This is a genomic window from Streptomyces sp. NPDC056486 (assembly GCF_042795295.1).
Taxonomy (GTDB): Bacteria; Actinomycetota; Actinomycetes; order Streptomycetales; family Streptomycetaceae; genus Streptomyces.
The window spans coordinates 259,451-279,424 of sequence record NZ_JBHTSF010000002.1 but is presented as its reverse complement, the minus strand read 5'-3'; the positions used below and the strand labels follow the sequence as shown (position 1 = coordinate 279,424).

Genomic DNA, 19,974 nt, shown 5'->3' with positions numbered 1-19,974 from the left:
GCGACTGCCACGGCCCGTACCGGGCGGGCACATCCCGCCAGGCGGCACCCGCACGGATCTTCCACACGATCCCGTTCAACATCGTTCGGTCATCCACCCGCGGACGACCGAACGAAGATGCAGGAAGGAACGGACGTAACAACTCCCATTCCTCACCGGTCAGTTCATAGCGTCGGCTCACAAGGCCCATCATCCCGCGCAACTACATTGAAGACACGACCTAGGTGCCAGGCTCGGGCGAACCGTTCGTGAATGGGGATCGGGATGGCGACCGCTGCGGCGCCGTCCGCCGGGGTGGGCGGCGCGGGGCGCGGGGCCTTCGAGGCAGTGAGCTCTTTGCGGACGGCGCGGTGGTGGTCGAGGGTCCAGGCGTTCCAGCGGCGGATGGTGCGGTCGGCCGGGTGGTCGAGGGCGTGCAGTTGGAGGTAGAGGGCCGCCGCGTCGCGGCCTACGCCGAGGGCCGCTGCGGCCTTTTCCACCAGGGCCGGGACGCTGAACAGCGGGTTGGCCTCGTACTGGCCCGGCGGGACCGGAGTGACGGCAGACCGGTCCGCCAGTCGGTGCAGGGCGGTGAGGAGATCGGCGGGGGCGTCCGTGAGCCGGTCGATGAGGGCGCGGGCGCCTGCCGTGGCCGGGTCGCCGACCGGGCGTTCGGTGAGCGCCCAAGTGGCGGCGGTTGCGGCGGCTCGCATCCCGCCAGCGTCCAGGGACTCCGGGACGTGGCCGGTGAGTAGGGCAGTGGCCCAGGTCTTGGGAAGGCCGCGGTCTGCGGTGAGGGCGGCGGCGTGGCTGCCGTCGTCGATGTACGGGCCGGTACCAAGGAGTCCGGCCCATGCGGCGGCCATCCGGTCCGCGGCGGAGGTCATACCGCCGGGTGTCCACAGTTCGGCCGGGTCCGTGGGCAGGGCTGCCGCGAGCACGGTGCGCCGACCGACCGCGCCAAGCCGCCCCTGAAACTCTTGGTACGCCCAGACGGTGTCCTGGTCCGCCTTGTACGGCTTGGTGCGGAGCAGCTTGCGGTGCTCGTTGTAGTCGTCTCTGCCGGGGAACCCGTCGAGGACCAGGGCGGCGATCGGGCGCGGCACTCCGGTGCGCCAGCGGAAAAGGTCCACTGCCTCCTCGGGCACCGGCAGCGGTCCGTGCTCGGCGAGCAGGGCCAGCAGGCGGGGCAGCCGGGTGGTGTCGTCCCCGGTGATGGTGTGGGTCTCGCACTCCTCGGCGTCGGCGGGCGCCGGGTCGGCGGCGCGGTGGAGGAAGGGGGCGCGGCCGCTGCGGACCCGGCCGGAGGCAATCAGGGCGCCGCCCGCGCGGAGTTCGGCGATCCGCTGCTCGGGGGCGCGGCCGGTCCGCCAGGCGCTGTCGGCCTCGGCGAACGGTTGTCGGCTCCACACGCCGAGCAGGGCGGTGAGAGCCTGCCGCTCCTTGTCGGGGGTGGCGGCGGTGGCAGCGCGCCAGGCAACTGCGTCGATCCGGCCGGTCAGCACCGCCCACTCGGGTGGGACGGCAGGCAGGGCGAGCACCCGGACCTCGTCCTCGATCTCGCCGCGCAGGTACCGGCTGTCGGCAGCGACCGCTGTGAGGAGCGCGGGCTGCGGCTGCGGCGGATGCGCCTCGAAGGGCCGCAGTTCGGGCAGCAGGCCGCGCAGGGCAGGGGTGAGACGGGTGTCGGGTGCCGGGTCGGGCAGGTCGACGACCGGCCCGGACCGCATGATGGCGACCCGGTGGGACAGTTCGCAGCGGCGGCGCAGTACGTCGGCGGCGAGCCGGGCGGCGCGGTCGACGCCGGCCCGGATCCGCAGGTCGATCACGCCGGGCAGGGGGTGGGGCGCGTCGTTGCCGCTCCCGGAGCCGGGGTGCAATAGCTGTCGCAGGTCGGTGTCGGTAACGGTCCGTAGGGCTTTGGAGGATGCCTCGTCGCGGGGGATGAGGAAGTGCCAATAGGCGGGCGGCGGCATCGGCCCGGCCTGTTCGCCGAGGGTGGCGCGTCCCGGGGAGCGGTCACGGCTGCCAGGAAAGCCCCGAACCTGCCAGAGCAGGGAGTTGTCCTCGGCGGCGTGACTCCGGATGGTGATCTCGCCGGTCACGACGGCGTCCTCACCGCCGAGCGGCAGGGCGAGGATGCCCCAGGGGCGGCGGCCCCAGCTGCGGCTGCGGTAGGAGGCGCTGCGGCCGTCGATGGTTTCCAGCACGAATTCACGGGGCGAGGGTCCGTCATACGGCGTGCGGTAGTGGACCCGGCAGCCGGTGAGTCGCCCGCCCTGGCCCAGCGGAGAGGGCGGGGCGCCTGGCGGCAGCGCGGCGAGGATCCGGTGGTCGGTGAAGAGCTCGGTTCCGGGCGGGGTATCGGCGGGGCGGTGGAATGCGGGCAGGGTGCGGTCGTCGGTGGGGGTGCCTGTGTCCGGGTCGAAGCGGGCCCAGCCATTCCTGCGGTCGCCGAATACCTCGGAGCTCCAGAGGGCGTGGCCGTCGTTCATCTGGTAGTCGCGGTGGCCGATGCCCTCGTGGCCACCGGCGCGCAGGACGCGTTCGCCGTCGAAACGCCCGCCGCCGTCAGGGGTTTCGAACTGATAGCCGAGACCGCCCTGGATGCTGCCGCCGTAGGGGGCCAGTCCATACGTCTCCTCCGGTTCGAAGATCTCGCCGGGCCGGTCGGACCAATAGGCGCTTCGGGGCCGCCGGTCGTCCTCGGCCTCCTCCCACGCGACGAGGAACCGCCCGCCTACCCAGTGCACGGTGTGAGAACGGGAAGCGTCGGGCAGCTCCAGGGTGTGATCGCCGCGCCGGCCTACGTGGTCGACCGCGATGGCACGCGCTTCCCCGTACACGGCGAGCACCGGCCAGGTGCAGGTGACGTGCACGGTCTCGTCCGCACGAAACTCGGCAAGGGCCTGCTCCAGTGCGGGCCAGCCCAGTTCCTCGGGCAGGCCGGCGCGCAGGGTGCGGGCCAGCGGGCCGGTGAGGTGGAGGGCATCGAGGGCTTCCTCGATGCCCTCCAGGGCGATGGCGGTGGGCCGGTCGAGGAGGTCGCGCAGTTCGTCGACGGCTTCGTCGGCGGCGGCGAGGCCACCGCCGCGCAGGGCGTCGAGCAGCTTCTCGATCCGGGCGTGCACCTCGGCGGCAACGCCCGGGTTGTGTGGGAGTCGACTGATGGCGGTGCCGGTGCGGGGCTCGGCGGCGGCACCGAGGCCTGATCGGGGCCCGGCGTGCACGGTGCCCTCCAGACGGGACCCAAACACCGGGTCGGCGGCGAGCGCCTTGAGGTCCCGCTGCGAGCACTCGTCCCAGAACCGCAGGGGGATGGCGGCGCCAGGGTCCTCGACCGGGACGCCCTCGGCGAGGCAGAGGTCGAGCAGATCCGCGTCCAGGTGCTGCCACCGGTAGCGGTCCTCGTGCAGCCGGACCGGGGTGCCGGCCGACCGCAGCAGCGGCCCGAACCGGCCTACCAGGTCGAGGAGTTCGGTCGGCATGGGCTGGCTGGTCACCCCGCCGCCGGCGACACGGCGGTGCGAGTAGCCGGCGGCGTAGCGGCGCAGCCAGTCGCCGAGGCCGCCCGCGGGGGCGATCCGGCCGGCCGCTGCGGCGTCCGCGGCGCCGCAGCGGATGAGCAGCCGCAGCCAGGCGGCCGCGTTGTTCTTGGACTCGGGGAACAGGTCAAGCAGCCCGGTGGCCTGATCGTCCGTCGGTGGGTGCGCGGTGAGCGGTCCGGCGGCGGCGTCGAGCAGCCGGTCGGGTACGGCCTTACCTCGGGCTGCGGCCAGCAGCCCGCCCAGCACCCGGGCTTCCTCCTCGGTGCCGAGGCCGGCGGCGCGGGCCGAGTCGCGGACCCGGCGAGCCAGGTCGGCGGGGAGCTCGCCGGGCGACGCCGCCCAGGTGACCAGCAGGCGGGCGAACTCGCGGTGTGCGTCGCCGGGTTCGAGGATTCCGGCCAGCCAGGTGCGGTGACCACTGAGTTCGGTGGCGGGCAGGGCGCCGAACCGGGCGAACAGCAGCACATTCGCCCGCCGCCAGTCGGGGTCGACGTGCAGCTGGTGGTCGCGTTCGGCGACGCGCGCCTGGCCGTAAGCGCGGGCGGCCGAGCGGCGGTGCGTCTCCAACAGCCAGTGGCCGATGGTGTCCCAGAACCAGGGCAGATGGGCCGTCGGCAGACCACGGGCCAGACTCTCCATATCGTCCACGAACCGGCCGGGCTTCTCCCAAGCTCGCCCCCGCTTCCGGTCGGCCTCGTCGAGCACGGCGCGCGCGGTGGGCTCGACGCCCGGCTCACGGGTGCGCGCCCAGTCGGCGTAGGTCTCGGAGATGCGGTGGTTCGCCGGGAGCGGGACGGGAGTGTCGGTGCGGCTGGTCATGCCCCCGATCGTGCCAGTCGGTACTGACATGACCGCCGTAGCCCCAGCATTGAACGCGAGCTCCCCCGACCGGCTCTGCCCGCTCACAAGCGCGCAACACCGATCGTCACACTGGTACGCGTCCACCTCCACCTCGGCGAGATGGACGCAGCCATCGATGCTCGCCTCCAATTGCTCACCGCCGATCCTGCCATCGGACCGGCTCGCCTCGTCCGCCAGCTCGAGAGGTTGCGGCTGTAGCCGCACTGCGGGAGCGCCTGCAGCACAGGCTCGTAGCCGCTTTGCAAGCACTCCCGGAGAGAGCACCCCGGTACCTGCACGACGGTGCCGACTTCGCGTGACACCTACCCCCGAATTACCCATCTCGTGCAGGGCCATCGCCTCGCAGCCCTCTGCTAACCCGCATCCACGACGAAGCGACAAGCCGCCGCTTACCAACTGATCTGCGGGCAGGCAGCAAGCAGACCGAGCCGAGGAGGTGAGAGCACCGGTATGCCGCTCGCACCCTCAGGCCGTGCATGCAGTTTCGGCCATGGCAATCGCGACCGGCGCCCCCTCCTCGCCACCGCCCATCGAGTGCACCTTTCGTGACAGCGCTTCGCCAGCCTCGCACTTCTACGGCGGCATAGGACTCCTGCCGGCCCAACTGCGGCCACAGAACATCACTGCCCTGTAGCGACGGGCCTCCGCAGTGGCGCACCTCATGGCACAGATCACGCCATCTCACCCCGAACTACGTTGTGCCTGCAACGTCGTATGGGACAGGATGTTCGATACACTACGGGGCGTGAGTGACGTGTGCGTTTGCCGTGACGGCGGAACCGCCCGCGGCGCACCACGCAATTGGGGATACACGGGGGTGGACTCATGAAGTTCGACATGGGAGACACGACGCTCGCGGTGCTGGGGAAGAGCACCGTGGGGTCCAGCGACGATCTCGGGACGCTGATCAGCCTCCTTGTCCAGGCGGCCGAGCCGCTGGAGGGCAAGTTCAACGGCGCGGGCAAGGCGACCTTCGACTCGTTCAAGTTGCGTGCGGACGAGATCACTTCGGATCTGAACGGGACACTGTCCTCGATCCTGGGCGGCCAGGCAGGCATGGACACCGCATTCGGCTCCGGTGACCAGGAGCAGTCCGACAACGCCCACCAGAACATGGGCGCGGCCAACTTCGACGGCGCCCGCTTCTCCGCCTGAGCCCGCTGAGCCGACCAGCTCGCACACCCAACACTTCGCACACAGGGGGAACTTCGCCATGGCTGGAACCCAGGACCGCCGCTCCTACGACACCGGCGCCTCGTCCGACGTACAGGGCGGCCTGCAGATCATCATCGGCCAGCTGGAGCGCGTGCTCGGCGACCGCGACCGCGCGGTGAAGGCCGCGATGGCCGACTACCAGGCCGACGGCGTCTCCGACGACTACCACGGCAAGGAAGTCCGCTGGAACAAGGCGGCCAACGAGGTACGGGAAATCATCCGCCTCGTGCGCACCACGCTGGAGCAGAACGACGGCACCGCACAGTCGACGCTCGCGCGGGCGCGCGCCGCCGTCGACAACATCGGCTGACTGGGCGCCTCCGGAGGGGCACTGAGGAGCCCGGCCATGTACAGCGGTGCGGGTGACGGGGATCGGGGATGAAGGGGGCTTGTTGTGACGGCTTGGGACATTGATCCCGCGGGAGTGAGCGGCGTTCTGGAGAAGGCGGGCACGGCCGCCGAAGGGCTTGCCAGCGTCGGCGGGCAGATGCAGGAGACCCTGCCGAGCGCGGCGAAGTCTGCGGGGACTGCGGTCGAGGGTGGGCGCGAAGGTGACGGCACGCAAGGGCCGGTGGCAGCCGCGCTGGGCGTGTTCTTCACCCAGTGGCAGAAGGACTTGACCTATATCGCCAAGCGCGCCGGGGGTTCGCTGAACGGCGCGGGCGAGGCAACCACCGCGTACATCAAGGGCGACCTGGACATGGCCGCTGACGCCCAGGCCGCCGCACTGAAGGAACCCAAGATCGACATGCCCGGCGCGGGCACCGGACAGGGCGGTGGGAAGTGAGCGATGCCAAGCTCATCGACTCCGCGGGGATCCCGCAGTTCACCGGGAACCTGGAACAGCTGGAACTGGATTCGGCGACCCTGACCGCGGAAGCGATCCTGTTCCGCGTCGATGGCGCGCTGGTCCACTCCAACTTCCAGGGGCTGTCCGCCTTCTACCAGGCCCCGGAGGCGGAGGAGCTGTTCGCCACCACCGCGCCGGTGGCCACCAAGACGGACGCGTTCGCCGACGACCTGGAGAAGGTGTCGCAGGCGCTCACCGCCTACGGGGACGAGGTACGTCCGCTGGCCGCCAGGCTCAAGAGCCTGCAGTCCGAGGCCAGCAGCTTCTACTGCAACGACGTCGCGGGCGACGAGGACTGGCGCGAGGACAAGGACAAGGTCCAGCACAACAACGACCTGTGGCATGACGTGAACACCACCATGGACGCGTTCTGGGCGGCCGAACGCGCCTGCCACAACAAGATCACCGCCCTGGTCGGCGGCATCCAGCTCAAGGCCGGCGACGGCGAGAGCAGCTGCGGTACATACGGCTACAAGGCCGAGGACCTCAACCACGCCGAGTCGACGCCCTGGGGTGCACCTGTCGACCGGGAGTACACCGGCTGGGCGGCCGTCGGTCACAACATCAAGAGCTTCGTGTGGGACGGCTTCATCATCGACGGCGTCGTCGGCACGATCAAGGGCCTTGGCACCCTGGTCGGCACGGACGGCTGGGCCGCCGCAGGGCAGGCCTGGACGGGGCTGGCCAAGCTGGCCACCGGGCTGGCCATCACCCTCAGCCCCGCCGGAGCCGCCTACTGGATGGCACCCAAGGACAAACTGCCCTCCTGGCTGCGCGATTCCCGCACAGCGGTCACCGAGACGGGCAAGGCCCTGATCGCCTACGACCAGTGGGGCAAGAACCCCGCACGTGCCGCCGGGGCGGTCTCCTTCAACGTCATCACCACCGTGGCGACCGGGGGTGCGGGCGCAGCCGCCAAGAGTGGTGCCGCCGCGAAGGCCATCTCGGTCGCGGGCAAGGCCGGTCGCCTGGTCGATCCCATCACCTACCTCGGCAAGGCCGGCAAGCTCGGCGCCGTCAAGGTCGGAGACCTCTTCGGCAGCCTGAAGAACCTCAATACCGGCACGTACAACGACATCCTGTCCGGACAGGGCAGACTCCAGCCAGACGGCACGGTCGTGAAGATCCCCGACCGCGTCGAGATCCTCCCGGACAACACCCTCAAGTACGTCACGGACAAGGGCGAGACCCGCTACCTCACCCGTGAGGGCGCACTCCTCGACGAGAACCACAAGGTGCTCGTCCAGCACGTTGAGCAGGTCAAGATCCAAAGTGCGACCCCCGAGCGCGTCGGCGAGCAGGCCGACACGCCCGCCCCGCGCGATCCAGTTCGTGAGCCGGCGATGGCTGGTGCCCGCGCCGGAGAGGGGGCGGCTGGAGCCGTCGGCCGAGCTGGGGACGACCTGCCTGGTGGCACGGCCCGTGATGCCTCTCAGAGGGCCGACAGCCACGTGCCGGGTGGCAGTGCTGGCGACCTGGGCCGCAGCGGCACAACTGGTCACGACACGCCTGCCGGATCACCGCACAATGATCCCCCTGCGCGCCAGGGCGGAACCGGCGCCATGCATGCTGGTGAGGGCCAAGGAGCTCACGCCGACGGAACGTCTCATGAGACTCCCGAACACGCGGGCAGTGACTTGGATGCACGCACTGGGCCTGGAACGGAGACGGGTGGCCACGGACCGGGCGAGGCGCCCGACAACGGCCCTTCAGGACCCATGGAACGTGGTGGTGAGGCCGAGCGTAAGCTCCGCGAGAGCATGCGAGGCATACCCAAGAACAACATCAAGCCTAAGGTATTGGAAAAAATCGTTACCAGGCTCGGACAGTATCCAGATGGGCGGGAAATCGCGGACATTATCACCTCTGGAAAACTGTCACAGAAGAACGGATTCAGGGATGTAGTGTCCATGCTGGGGTCCGGAATCAAGGGTCAAGACCTGCGCGCCATCGATCAGATTCGGCTCGGCAATCAGTTCCTTGAGAGCGGTTTGCGCGAAATCGAATTCGAGGTCAAAAACCAGGCGATCAAGGCGGACATTGACGTCAGAGTGGTTGATGACGCGGGGCATAGCTACGGCTATCAGATGAAACGTTTGGACAATCCCAAGAATCCTCTCGAATCAATCGCGAAGCCGGACAACCTTGGGCAGTTGTCCAAGTCGGTCGGCGCCGACACCAAGGTCATGCTCGTAGACGGACAGGGGAAGATCGCCGACTGGGAGGCCAGAGGCATCCCCGATGAGCTCTTGCAGATACACCGCGGCGAGCACCCCATCAAGAGCGAGAAGGGGCGTGGCATCCTATTTGTGCTCCGGCTCGACGACGGAACGATCGTGATTCCGCCGGGCTCCAAGGTTGACCCGCGAGGTGTGCTGTGATTACGACGATTCCCGTTGGCAGTTGGTCCTGGGAGACCAAGTCCCAGCCCCACGACGAGCATCCCGCAGCCCGAGGCGTGGCGGTCGCGCTCGGTGCATGGAAGGTCCTCCGAGACGAGGGTATCGCCGCTGGCGATGCGTCGGTCGATATCTTCGCCACAGAAGAGGGAGGCGGCGTAACCCTGTTCAGCGTGAAGAGGGTCAGCGTGCCCGACCAGGACTCGCGAGCCTATGCTGAACTACTCCAACTTCTACGCTCTGAGGGCGGCAGAGCGGCGCACATCGGCGTGACGACGATTGATCTCTTCGCGCCGGGGGTGTGCCTGCGCCAGGGGGTGCCTCACCGGGTTGAAAAGCTCTTCATGCTCTCAGTCGACACATGGAGCAACGGTGCGGGAACGGTTACGCTCCGCACGTTCTCCGATGCATGGATGTCCCACAGCCTGCGAGGCTACAAACAGACGGAAGTTCAAGCAGAGAACGCCCCGCGACTCAGCCGTGCTCTCGCAGGGATCTCCCGCCTTACCGAAGCAGACATTTCACCAGGGGATGCCACGTCTTTTGGTATTCCTACAGAGGTCGGATTCGAAGATCTACCGGATGATGATCCCGACCTGTTGGACTCCTGGTACATGTTCGAGATCCCAAATCGAACTGAGAGGCTCCGGGCGCAACTTTCCTCGGATGCACCGCAATTCGAAGCCGAGACTGATGCACCGGTCGAGTTCCTGGAAGTAGCGATCGGCGAGGGCGTCATCGGCTACGTCTGGGGCGCCGACCGCGAGGATGCAGCAGGCTACGAACCTCGCACACCGGCAGGTGATGTGGCACTCGACGCTGCAGCGGTATGGCTCAAGAAACTGAGTGCGTCAAAGATGGGCGGGCTGTCTCCGTCTCAAGCTCTGGAAAACCTGACGTCATGGGTTGGCGACTCGCGAGCGGGTTCCATCGTGCCTGGTTCGTCAAAGACGGCGGCGTCGTTGGAGGATCTTCAGGAGCTCTCAGGACGCGAGTAGCGAACGACGCGTCTCGTAGCCGAGTCGGTGACTCTCGGACGCAAGAAACACAAGGTCTCGGAGCGGTAGAAAGAAGCTGTGGCAGCCCAGGATTACGACAGTCAGTTGCTGGAGTCGGTGTCTGTTCGACGTCGGCGGCTGCGGGATGCCCTGTTGTTCGGGGCGCAGCGGCAGCGGCGTTCAGCGGATGAGCGGTTGGGGAAGGTTTTCGCCGGGGTTGTGATCGCGGCGGTCTTGTGTGCCGGGTGTGTGGGCTGGTCGTTCATCTCCCACCGTCTTATCGGCAAGAGCCCGTACGGATCGTCAGTTCCGTCCTCTTCGCCTTCGGCACCAGTGGTCACCCCTTCTCCTCTACCTTCCTCCTCTCGATGATTGGTTCGAACGCGTGATACCTGCGGGACCCATGAGCCGCACAAGTGGTCCGAGTCGTACAGCGCTCAGCCGGGTCACACTCGTCGGCGAGGGACGGCGGGTAGACCTCGTCCTGCCGTCTCAGGAGCCGATCGGGCGGCTTCTGCCGGACATCTTGCGGCTGTTGGACGATCGTGTGGACGCGCAGCCGATGCTGCGGCATCTGGTGACGGCGGATGGTTCGGTACTGGCGCAGGACGGCACGCTGGAGTCGGCCGGTGTGCCGGACGGTGCGGTGCTGCGGCTGGTTCGGGTGGAGGATGCTCCGTCGGCACCGGTGGTACATGACGTCACCGATGAGGCTGCCGATGACTTGGATGTGCGGGCGTGGCGGTGGCGGCCTGCGGCTCGGCAGGTGGTGGCGGGCGCGGCCACGGTTGGATGGGCCGTCGTGGCCGGGGTGTTGGCGCGAGGCGAGTTCGACGCGTCGCGCGTGGGTACTGCGCTGCTGGCCACCGCTGTCCTTGCGGCTCTCGGCGGGGCCTTGTCCGGACGTGCCCGGCGGACGAGTCTGGCCGCCACATTGATCGTCGTAACCGGTGCTCTGGGTGTGTTCGGCGCCTGGTCGCTCGGCGATGCGTATGCCTGGCCCGGCACCCTGCGGCTGGCGGGTGTCGCCGGTGCCCTGGTCGTGGCGTTGACTCTGTCGGGGTGGTTCTCGCCACTGGGGCGGGGCGGGCTGGTGGGCGCTGCGGCGCTGGCCGGGTGCGTCGCGTGCTGGGAGGTGGCACTCGCCCTGCAGTCGGGCGGCGGCACGGAGGCCGAGACGGCTCATGCGGCGGCATTGCTGACGGTCGTGTCGGTGGTGGCGCTGGGTCTGCTGCCGCGCCTTGCGATGATGGCATCCGGGTTGTCGGGATTGGACGACCGGCGCTCCGGTGGGGTGTCGGTGAGCCGCTATCAGGTGTCTTCCGCTCTGGCGGCCACGCATCGTGGGCTTGCGATCGCCACGGTCGTGTCGGGTGTTTCCGCTGCGGTCGCGGGGGTGTTGGTGTTGCGCGTCGGGTCTGTGTGGACGGTGCTGCTCGCGGGGGCCGTCGCGGTGGTGCTGGCGTTGCGGGCGCGTGCCTTTCCGCTGACTGCAGAGGTAGTCGCGTTGCTGACGGCCTCGGCGGTCGTCGCCGTACGGCTTGTATGGGTGTGGGTGGAACAGTCCGGTGCAGTGGGGCCGCTGGCTCTGCTCGTGGCGTTCACGGCCGTCCCCCTCATGATCTTGGTGGTGCAGCCCGCTGAGCATGTGCGGGTGCGGCTGCGGCGGGCCGGGGATGTGATGGAGTCGGTGGGGGTGATTGCTCTGTTGCCCCTGACGATCGGGGTGTTCGGCGTGTACGGGCGTCTGCTCGACACCTTCGCGTAGGGATGGCGGCCATGGTTGAAGGGGACTGGCAGCGAGATGTGCTGCGGGAGCTGGGAACGGCTTCCGCGGAGTCCACTGCCGCACTGCGTCTTGCTGCTTCCGAATCTCTCGGGCACCCCCGGTCAGCTCCTCAGCCACCAGCACCAGCACGGTCGCAGCGACAGGAGCGGCCCACCCCTGCGGCGCAGGATTCGGTGCCTGTGCCCCGCGGTGTCCAAGATCCCCGTGTCTCTGTACCGGCGCCGGAGTCCGTGCCGACTGTCGATCCACGTCTCGCGCGTGCTCTGGGCGCCCCGCAGCACGGCGATTCGGCGGCGCGGCGGACGGGACGAACTCTGCGTAAACTCGCGGCCTCTGCCGGGCAAGAGGTCGCCGAACAGACGCGGTTGGCGCGTGACATCCAGCAGCCGGTCACCACGGGCCGGGTCGTCGCTGTCACCTCTATACGGGGCGGGGTGGGCAAGTCCACCGTCTCCGCGCTGCTCGGACGTACCTTTCAGCACTACCGGCACGATCCGGTACTCGCGCTCGAGGCCGACACCGCACTGGGCACCCTGCCCGTACGGATGGGTGCGGAGTCGGTGCGCTGGGCGTGCGCCGACTTGGCAGAGATCCTCTCCCCCTCCATGCAGCTCACCGACATCACCGGCTATCTGGTGCCGGTGGCCGATGGCGGGTGGCTGTTGCCCGCCGGTCAGGGGCGGGTCGGTGCCCCGCTGGATGTACGCACCTACCGGACGGTGACTCTGGCGCTGCGCCGGTATTTCGCGGTGACGGTGGTGGACTGCGAGTCGCTGCCGGGCGAGGTGGCGCGGACCGCGATGGACACCGCTCACGCCCGCGTGGTGGTCGCCCCGATGACCGCCGAGGGGGTCAACGGAACCCGCGTCGTGCTGGACTGGCTGGCCCAACTGCCGCACTCCGCGCTGGCGACCACGGTGGTGGCGCTGACGGCGAACTCGCCCGATATGACGCTTGATCTGAAGGCGGCCACGGCGCATCTGCGGGAGACCGGGGTGGGTGTGGTGGCCCTGCCCTATGACCGTCATCTGGCCCAGGGCGGCCCCATCCACACCGCCATGCTCGGCCAGAGTTCCCGCGATGCCGCGGTCCGGTTGGCCGCCGAGGCGATACAGAGAGCTGTGAGAGTGCGATGACTCAGCACCTTGTCCACCGCCCCGCCCGCTCCACTCGTCCTCTGGCCCCGGCCGAGCCGCGGACCATCGAGCCGCCGCCGAATCTGCCCGAGGGCAAGATGGGCAGTGCGGCGACTGCGCTCCTTCCGATGGCCGGGGTGATGGGGTCGGTGGTGATGATGACCGTGATCCGTAACAGCCAGTTCGCGGGGATCGGCGCCGTAGTGCTGGTGTTCGCGCTCCTGGGCGCGGTCGCCTTGTTCCTCTCCCAGCGGGGCAAGGCCCAGCGCACCCGGCGCGCGCAGCGTGAGCGGTACCTGGAGTATCTGGAGGAGCAGCGCGAGGAGTTGGCGGCTGTCGAGCAGGAGCGCCGGGCGATGGCCCGGCTGCTGTCTCCGGCGCCGTTGGCGTTGTACGACCTGGTGCGCGATCCGGCGCGGTTGTGGGAGCGGCGGCGTGCGGATGCGGATTTCCTGCGCGTGCGGGTGGGCACCGGGGACGTACCTGTGCAGGAGCTGGGGATCGGGCAGAACACTGCCGGGGGTGTACTGACGCCGCCGGATCCATTCATGCTCAATGAAGCCCGCGCCCTGCAGGCCCGGTACGCCGTGACGGCGGACTGTCCGCTAACGGTGCCGCTGGACCGGGTCGGGAACGTCAGCATCGTCGGGGACCGCGAGGGAGTGCTGCGCGTTGCCCGCACTCTGTTGACCCAGGCCGCCGTCACACACGCGCCGGACGATGTGGCGATCGCCCTCGGGGTGCCCGGTGACCAGCTTCCCGAGTGGGAGTGGGCGAAGTGGCTGCCGCACGCCCTGGATGACCAGGCGGGCGAGGCAGCGGGAGATGCACCAGTAGCCGCAAGGCGTATCGCACCGGATCTTTCCCAGCTGGCCCGGCTGCTCGGCCCGGACCTGCGGCGACGCGCGTCGTACGCGGCGGAGGTACGGCGCGGTCTTTCCGGCAAGGACGCACTGAAGCTCACCGACCGGCTCGTGGTGATCAGCGATGAGTACGGGGAGAACGCCGTCGAGCTTCCGCGTCCCGACGCGGCGGTCGGCCTGGCCGAAATGGGTGTGACGGTGCTGCACCTGCTGGAGCAGCAGGTGCACGAGCCGGATGAGGTGAGCGTGCGGATCACCGTCGACGCCGACCAGATCGCCGTCGAGGATCTGCGCGTCCCCCATCTCCGGGCCGCAGAGGGGACATCGGATGAGCTGAGCGTCGCGGGTGCGGAAGGGCTGGCCCGCCTGCTGGCCCCGCTGCGCCTTTCCGCCGAGTCCGCCGCCGAGGGCACCCCCGTCTCCGGCCCTGTCGACTTCCCTACCCTCCTGGGCATCGAGGACCCGGCCGCGCTCGACCTCGACAAGCTGTGGGCGCCGCGCGGCGAGCGTGACTTCCTGCGGGTGCCCATCGGCCTCAACGACCACCACGAACCTGTGCTGTTGGACCTCAAGGAGTCCTCCGAGCTGGGCATGGGCCCGCACGGTCTGTGCGTCGGCGCGACCGGATCCGGCAAGAGCGAACTGCTGCGCACCCTGGTCCTGGCCCTTGCCGCCACCCACTCCCCCGAGGACCTGGCGCTGGTCCTGGTCGACTACAAGGGCGGCGCCACCTTCGCCCCCTTCACCCAGCTCCCGCACGTCGCCGGGGTCATCACCAACCTGGAGAACCAGGCCGGGCTGGTCGAGCGCGTCCACACCAGCCTGGCCGGCGAGGTCAAACGCCGCCAGCAGGTCCTCAAGGACGCCGGGAACATCGCCGACATCGGCCACTACGCCGCCCTGCGCGAAAAGCAGCCCGACCTCGAAGCGCTGCCGCACCTGTTCGTCGTCATCGACGAATTCGGCGAACTCCTCACCGCCAAACCCGACTTCATCGACCTGTTCCTCTCCATCGGGCGCATCGGCCGCTCGATCGGCGTGCATCTGCTGCTCTCCAGCCAGCGCATCGAATCCGGCAAGCTCAAGGGTCTGGAGACCTACCTCTCCTACCGCCTGGGCCTGCGCACCTTCTCCGCCGACGAATCACGCACCGTCCTGGACACCGTGGATGCCTTCCAGCTGCCGCCGCTGCCGGGCTTCGGCTACCTCAAGGTCGACACCTCCACCTACGAACGCTTCAAGGCGGGCTACGTCTCCGGCGCCCACCGCGGCCCCACCCTCCACAACAAAGCCAAAGATGAACCCCTGGCCTGGCCCTACCCCACCTTCAACACCGGCCAGGACCCCACCACCGGCACGCCGGACGAACCCGCGATGCGGGAGCGGGAGACCGGCCCGACCGTCCTGACCGCCATGGTCGACCAGCTGTGCACCGCTGCCCCTCCTGTGCGCCGCATCTGGCTGCCGCCGCTGCCCGCCGCGATCACCCTCGATGCCGCCGCCGGACCCGTACAGGCCTCCGAGCGCGGCCTGCATCTGGCCCAGCGGGGCGAGGCGATGCGCGTGCCCCTGGGCGTCCTGGACGACCCGGCCCGGCAGTGGCAAAAACCCTGGATCCTGGACCTGACCGTGGCCGGCGGGCATGCCGCCGTCATCGGCGGCCCGCAGTCCGGCAAGACCACCCTGCTGCGCACCCTCGCCCTCTCCCTGGCCCTGACCCACACCCCGTACCAGGCCGCCGTCTACGGCCTGGACCTGGTCGGCGGCGGCCTGACCGCTCTGTCCGGGCTGCCGCACGTGGGCGGCATCGCCGGCCGCGCCGACCACGAGCGCGCCGCCCGCACCGTCGCCGAGGTACGCGCCCAACTCGCCCTGCGCGAAGAACTCTTCCGCGAACACGGCATCGACTCCGTCGACCAGCTGCGCCACCTGCGCGCCCGAGGCAAGCTGACCGAACTGGGCTCGACCGACATCGTGCTGCTCATCGACGGATTCGGCGCGCTGCGCGACGAGTTCGCCGAGCTGGACGACACCGTCGCCGACCTCCTCAAACGCGGCAGCGGCTACGGCATCCATGTCGTGGCGGGCATGCTGCGCTGGAACGACGTGCGCATCGCCACCCAGTCCATGTTCGGCTCCCGCGTCGAGCTGCGCTTGAACGACCCCTCCGATTCGAGTGTCGACCGCAAACTCTCCGAGACGCTGAGCGCGGACACCCCGGGCCGGATCCTGACCGACGCCAAACTCTTCGCCCACACCGCCCTGCCCCGCATCGACGGCCAGCCCTCCACCGGCGACCTGGGCCCCGCCCTGGAACGCGCCGGACGCACGCTGCGCGCCAGCTGGCACGGCGAACTCGCCGCCCCCGTCCGGGTGTTGCCCACCGCCCTGCCCGCCACCAAGCTGCCCTCGACCGCTGCCGAGCCCTCGCGCATCCCGCTCGGCGTCGACCAGGACAACCTCGCCCCCGCCTTCCTGGACCTGACCGGACCCGACCAGCACCTGCTGATCCTGGGCGACAACGAGTGCGGCAAGACCAACCTGCTCAAGCTCATCACCGGCCAGCTCATCGACCGCCACAGCGACGAGAACCTGGTCTTCGGCGTCTTCGACCCGCGCCGCGGCCTGCGCGGTGTCGTCCCCGAGCCCTACCGCGGCGGCTACGCCCACAACGCCAAACTCGCCACCGCCCTGGCCACCGGCATCGCGGGCGAACTGGAAAAGCGCCTGCCGGAGACCGCCGACCCCGACACCATCACCGACGGACCCGCCTTCACCGGACCCCGCATCGTCATCCTCGTCGACGACTACGACATCCTCACCACCGCAGGCCAACAACCCCTGACACCCTTCCTGCCCTACATCTCCTCCGCCCAGGACATCGGCCTGCACTTCATCGTCACCCGCCGCGTCGCCGGATCATCCCGCGCCCTGTACGAGCCCTTCCTCACCACCCTGCGCGAAACCGGCACCACCGCCCTCCTCATGACCGGCGACCGCACCGAAGGCCAGCTCTTCCCCGGCCTCTACGCCTCCACCCAACCCCCAGGCCGCGGCACCCTCATCCGCCGGGGCCGCCGACACCAACTCATCCAGACCGCCCTCGCCCATAACAGCGAAGACGCCGAAGCCCCGGAAGAGACACCACACCCGTGACCAAGGACGTCATCGCCCTCACCCCCACCATGCCCGACACCTGGGCTCTCCTGGCAGGCCTGTACGCAGGCGGCCCCGACCTTGAGATCGGAACGGCTCACGACGGCGCGGTCATCCAGCTCCGCACCCCCGCAGGCCGCCCCCTCGTCTCCGTCGAAGCCCCGCTCCTGGTCCACCTTCCCGGCGAGGCCCAGCGCCTCCTCGGCCCCGGAGCCCTCGCCCCCGAGGCCCCGTTCTGGTGGACCGAGGCCCGCGCCTCCACAGCCATCCCCGAAGCCGAACCCCTCGCGGGTTCTCTCTGCGGTCGCCTCGCCACGCTCCTCGGCGGCACCACCTGGCCTCCCTCCGCGGCCACCACCCAGGTCATCCCCACCCCCGACGACGCAGACGAAGCCGTCACCGCACACCCCGCACCCGACGGCACCCTGCCCGCAGTCGACGTACTCACCGACTCCACCGCCGTCGTCATCGCCGACCGCCCCGTCATCCCGCTGACCGCCTGGCTCTCCGACATCCTGCGCGCGACCACCACATCCGGCCGCGCCCTGCACATCGTCACCCCACACCACGCCCGCCTCAGCCTGCCCTTGCGCACGGCCCTGACCGGCGCCCCCAACCGCTGGGTCATCCAGCACCCCGACTGCGGCTACTACGACGGCCTCTCCGGTGCCATCCTGCGCTGGCAGGACGGCACCTTCGCCCCTGCCCTCACCGCCGACGGCCAGGCCACCGTGGCCGCACCCTTCGCCCAGCCCGGAACCGGCACCGAGCGCCAGCTCATCGTCTCCTTCCGCACCCACCACGATGCCGAAGCAGACCTCGTCCTCGGCCGCCCCCTCGAGACTGCCTGGCACCGCCTCGCCGGAACCCCGCCCACCGGCTGGGGGCCCGCCGAACCCATCAACCTCCCCTGGTCAACCCGCCAGTTGACCGAACTGGCCCAAGACCGCGCCCCCGACCCCACCCACGTCCTCGCCGTCGGCCACCCCGACCACCCAGCCATCGCCACCCTCCGCATCACCCGCACCAAAACCGGCATCGCCCAGGACACCACCCTCGCCCTCGGCTACGACGAGAGCCAAGCCCCACCCCTGGACACCATCGAGGCCCTCGCAGAGACCCTCCTCAACGAGCACGGACTCACCACCATGCTCACCTCCATACGCCGCGCCCGCCGAGACCTGACCATCCCCCCGCAGTTCGAAGCCCCGCCCATCCCCACCGCCTTCACCCTGGGCCCCTCCGAGGTACGCGACATCGGCCTCACCCACGCCCGCCGCCCACCCCTCAACCTCCGCCCCACCCAGCTCGGCACCACCAGCCGCCCCGCGCTCCACTACCCCCTGGGTGACGGCACCGACGCCAAAGCCTGGACCACACTCGACAAGCTCACCACCCACCTCAAGAAGGCATAGAAGCCCTACCAGCCGGGTCACATCTGCACCGAACTCCACAGGTCACCTCCCCTGAGCGCACTTGCAGGCAGCTGTGAGACTTCCAGGGCGGACCTGACTAGCATGAGCGGTATGTCGCAGGGCATCGTGCAAGGGTGAACGCATTGACCTTCACCGAGCAAGAAGACCACTGGATCTTGGGTCTTCAAGGCCTGGATGTCACCAAGATCAGCATCGACCATCAGCTGACTCTTCTGCTGGGGTCAGATGCCTGGGTCGTTCTGGAAGGCCCATGTCGGCTCTCACAGGGGGCGGCCTCTGGGGAAAATCCACAGGAGATACTGGATCCGGGGCGACAGGACGTGACGGCAGCCCTGGCCCTGTTCGGTGCCAAGGTCGCATCAGCCGTTGCCTTCAAGACCGGCTCGCTGCAGCTGGTCTTCGACAACGGTCTGCAACTCTACTGCCCGGAAGACCCGTTGTTCGAAGCCTGGCAGGTGACAGGTCCGGGAGACTGGCGGTTTGTGTCATCGCCGGGTGGGGAGCTTGCCGTGTGGCCCGGCTCCGTAGCGTCCGAAAGACGCAGCGATGGACGTCGAAGTCCTGGAGAGCCTTCTGGCCCGGCGGACTTGATGTGCCGCATTGGACCGATATCCCTGGCCAGTGGTCGCGGGCCGGACCCGGCGGGCAACGACGAGCGGCGCTAATTCGTCGGTCTAGCGTGTGCTGTTCGGAGACCCATCGCCCCTGGTCAGGCTGCGTATACGTACTCGTTGATCACACCGCCGAGTATTCGAGTGCGTAGAAGCCGGTGCGTTGACGGGCTGGGTGCCGGGTGCTTGGGCGAGGGGAGGGAGTTGTCGGCGAGCCTGGTGGGGACGATGACCGTTGTCATGCCGGGCGTACGCATCGAGGACGTGCCGGGCGTGGAACTCGTTCCAGAGCAAGAGATGGTCGAGGACCTCGCGCCGCAGGGTGCCAATGACCCGTTCGCAGTGGGCGTTCATCCGAAGGGCCCGCGGTGCGGTCCTTAAGGCCTGGATGCCGTCGGCCGCGAAGACCGCGTCGAAGCATTCCGTGTACTTCGCGTCCCGGTCTCGCAGCAGGAAACGCAACCCTGACCGGAGGGCGCCAGTACATCCTCGCCGTCATCGAGCACGCCACCCGCCGCATCCGCGTCCTCGGCACCACTGCCCACCCCACCGCGGCCTGGGTCACCCAGGCCGCCCGCAACCTGGCCATGGACCTGACGGACACCCAAGCCACCGTCACCTACTTGATTCGGGACCGGGACGCGAAGTACCCCGCCCTCTTCAATGAAATTCTGGCCGACGCCGGAATCCAAGTCGTCCTCACCGGCGTCCGTATCCCGCGCATGAACGCGATCATGGAACGCTGGGTCCAGACCTGCCGCCACGAACTGCTGGACCGCACCCTCATCTGGAACAAGCGCCATCTGCGCCACGCACTTCGCCAGTTCGAACGGCACTACAACCTTCACCGACCCCACCAAGCGATTGATCAGGCAGCACCCCTGCGCGCCACCCCCGAACCACTCACCCGCACACAGATCACCCACCTCGACGTACACCGAAAAGATCGCCTCGGCGGAATTCTGCACGAGTACCAACACGCCGCTTGAACTGCATGGATGGAGTTTTCGGCAGGCGCAGCGTCGGACACGCGCTCGGGGTCACGGACACCGCGCACGCCGCGACGTGGCACATGGCAGGTCTGATCGAGCAGCTTCATGCGCTGCGCGCCAATCAAGTTGAGCGGCTTCGGC

General features: G+C 69.1%; 14 protein-coding genes and 2 pseudogenes. 13 read left to right on the top strand and 3 right to left on the bottom strand.

Annotated elements, in window-relative coordinates:
- Together ACFQ7F_RS02435 and ACFQ7F_RS02430 are read right to left on the bottom strand one after the other, a co-directional pair.
- On the bottom strand, nt 1-181 hold a 181-nt coding region (locus ACFQ7F_RS02435), incomplete at its 3' end, for a transposase (RefSeq protein ID WP_383264822.1).
- Nucleotides 165-4,346: a hypothetical protein gene (locus ACFQ7F_RS02430; protein ID WP_383264819.1), complete on the bottom strand. Its 4,182-nt coding sequence runs from the start codon at nt 4,344-4,346 to the stop codon at nt 165-167. The genes ACFQ7F_RS02430 and ACFQ7F_RS02435, both read right to left, overlap by 17 nt.
- A gap of 532 nt (nt 4,347-4,878) precedes the next feature.
- On the opposite strand from ACFQ7F_RS02430, the gene ACFQ7F_RS02425 reads away from it, so the two are divergent.
- The 12 genes from ACFQ7F_RS02425 (at nt 4,879) to ACFQ7F_RS02370 (ending at nt 18,895) form a co-directional block, all read left to right on the top strand.
- Nucleotides 4,879-5,022, top strand: coding sequence for a hypothetical protein (locus tag ACFQ7F_RS02425; protein WP_383264817.1), 144 nt, complete (start codon nt 4,879-4,881; stop codon nt 5,020-5,022).
- A 191-nt stretch (nt 5,023-5,213) separates the two neighbouring features.
- A complete protein-coding gene (locus tag ACFQ7F_RS02420; protein WP_383264814.1) occupies nt 5,214-5,543 on the top strand; it encodes a hypothetical protein in 330 nt (109 codons plus the stop codon).
- A gap of 58 nt (nt 5,544-5,601) precedes the next feature.
- Nucleotides 5,602-5,913 carry a pore-forming ESAT-6 family protein gene (locus ACFQ7F_RS02415; protein ID WP_135335255.1) on the top strand — a complete coding sequence of 104 codons (312 nt, stop codon included), beginning with the start codon at nt 5,602-5,604 and terminating at the stop codon, nt 5,911-5,913.
- 84 nt (nt 5,914-5,997) lie between these two features.
- On the top strand, nt 5,998-6,390 hold the full coding sequence (locus tag ACFQ7F_RS02410; protein WP_383264812.1) for a DUF6507 family protein: 393 nt from the start codon (nt 5,998-6,000) through the stop codon (nt 6,388-6,390).
- A complete protein-coding gene (locus ACFQ7F_RS02405; protein ID WP_383264810.1) occupies nt 6,387-8,834 on the top strand; it encodes a hypothetical protein in 2,448 nt (815 codons plus the stop codon). Before ACFQ7F_RS02410 ends, ACFQ7F_RS02405 begins: the two co-directional genes overlap by 4 nt.
- Entirely contained in the window at nt 8,831-9,850 is a 1,020-nt protein-coding gene (locus tag ACFQ7F_RS02400) for a hypothetical protein (RefSeq protein WP_383264807.1), read from the top strand. Before ACFQ7F_RS02405 ends, ACFQ7F_RS02400 begins: the two co-directional genes overlap by 4 nt.
- 78 nt (nt 9,851-9,928) lie before the next feature.
- On the top strand, nt 9,929-10,222 hold the full coding sequence (locus ACFQ7F_RS02395) for a hypothetical protein (RefSeq protein ID WP_383264806.1): 294 nt from the start codon (nt 9,929-9,931) through the stop codon (nt 10,220-10,222).
- A 31-nt stretch (nt 10,223-10,253) separates the two neighbouring features.
- Nucleotides 10,254-11,618 carry a type VII secretion integral membrane protein EccD gene (gene eccD, locus ACFQ7F_RS02390; protein WP_383264804.1) on the top strand — a complete coding sequence of 455 codons (1,365 nt, stop codon included), beginning with the start codon at nt 10,254-10,256 and terminating at the stop codon, nt 11,616-11,618.
- Nucleotides 11,619-11,629: 11 nt separating this feature from the next.
- Nucleotides 11,630-12,775, top strand: coding sequence for a hypothetical protein (locus ACFQ7F_RS02385; protein WP_383264802.1), 1,146 nt, complete (start codon nt 11,630-11,632; stop codon nt 12,773-12,775).
- Nucleotides 12,772-16,794 (top strand): type VII secretion protein EccCa, encoded by a 4,023-nt coding sequence (gene eccCa, locus ACFQ7F_RS02380; protein WP_383264799.1) that lies wholly within the window; start codon nt 12,772-12,774, stop codon nt 16,792-16,794. Before ACFQ7F_RS02385 ends, eccCa begins: the two co-directional genes overlap by 4 nt.
- Nucleotides 16,791-18,209 (top strand): DUF6177 family protein, encoded by a 1,419-nt coding sequence (locus ACFQ7F_RS02375; RefSeq protein WP_383264797.1) that lies wholly within the window; start codon nt 16,791-16,793, stop codon nt 18,207-18,209. Before eccCa ends, ACFQ7F_RS02375 begins: the two co-directional genes overlap by 4 nt.
- Nucleotides 18,210-18,343: 134 nt before the next feature.
- Nucleotides 18,344-18,895 carry a DUF6188 family protein gene (locus tag ACFQ7F_RS02370; protein ID WP_383264795.1) on the top strand — a complete coding sequence of 184 codons (552 nt, stop codon included), beginning with the start codon at nt 18,344-18,346 and terminating at the stop codon, nt 18,893-18,895.
- Nucleotides 18,896-18,939: 44 nt separating this feature from the next.
- Here ACFQ7F_RS02370 and ACFQ7F_RS02365 read toward each other — a convergent pair.
- Nucleotides 18,940-19,306 (bottom strand): annotated as a pseudogene (locus ACFQ7F_RS02365) (integrase core domain-containing protein); the annotation flags it as partial.
- Here ACFQ7F_RS02365 and ACFQ7F_RS02360 point away from each other — a divergent pair.
- Nucleotides 19,303-19,830: pseudogene (locus ACFQ7F_RS02360) on the top strand (integrase core domain-containing protein); the annotation flags it as partial. The pseudogenes ACFQ7F_RS02365 and ACFQ7F_RS02360 sit on opposite strands and share 4 nt — an antisense overlap.
- Between the last annotated feature and the right edge of the window lie 144 nt (nt 19,831-19,974).

What these genes read in the sequence shown, in the direction of transcription:
- ACFQ7F_RS02430 (WP_383264819.1), bottom strand. Translation starts at nt 4,346, where the DNA reads ATGACCAGCCGCACCGACACTCCCGTCCCGCTCCCGGCGAACCACCGC.
- ACFQ7F_RS02425 (WP_383264817.1), top strand. Translation starts at nt 4,879, where the DNA reads ATGGCAATCGCGACCGGCGCCCCCTCCTCGCCACCGCCCATCGAGTGC.
- ACFQ7F_RS02420 (WP_383264814.1), top strand. Translation starts at nt 5,214, where the DNA reads ATGAAGTTCGACATGGGAGACACGACGCTCGCGGTGCTGGGGAAGAGC.
- ACFQ7F_RS02415 (WP_135335255.1), top strand. Translation starts at nt 5,602, where the DNA reads ATGGCTGGAACCCAGGACCGCCGCTCCTACGACACCGGCGCCTCGTCC.
- eccD (WP_383264804.1), top strand. Translation starts at nt 10,254, where the DNA reads ATGAGCCGCACAAGTGGTCCGAGTCGTACAGCGCTCAGCCGGGTCACA.
- ACFQ7F_RS02385 (WP_383264802.1), top strand. Translation starts at nt 11,630, where the DNA reads ATGGTTGAAGGGGACTGGCAGCGAGATGTGCTGCGGGAGCTGGGAACG.
- eccCa (WP_383264799.1), top strand. Translation starts at nt 12,772, where the DNA reads ATGACTCAGCACCTTGTCCACCGCCCCGCCCGCTCCACTCGTCCTCTG.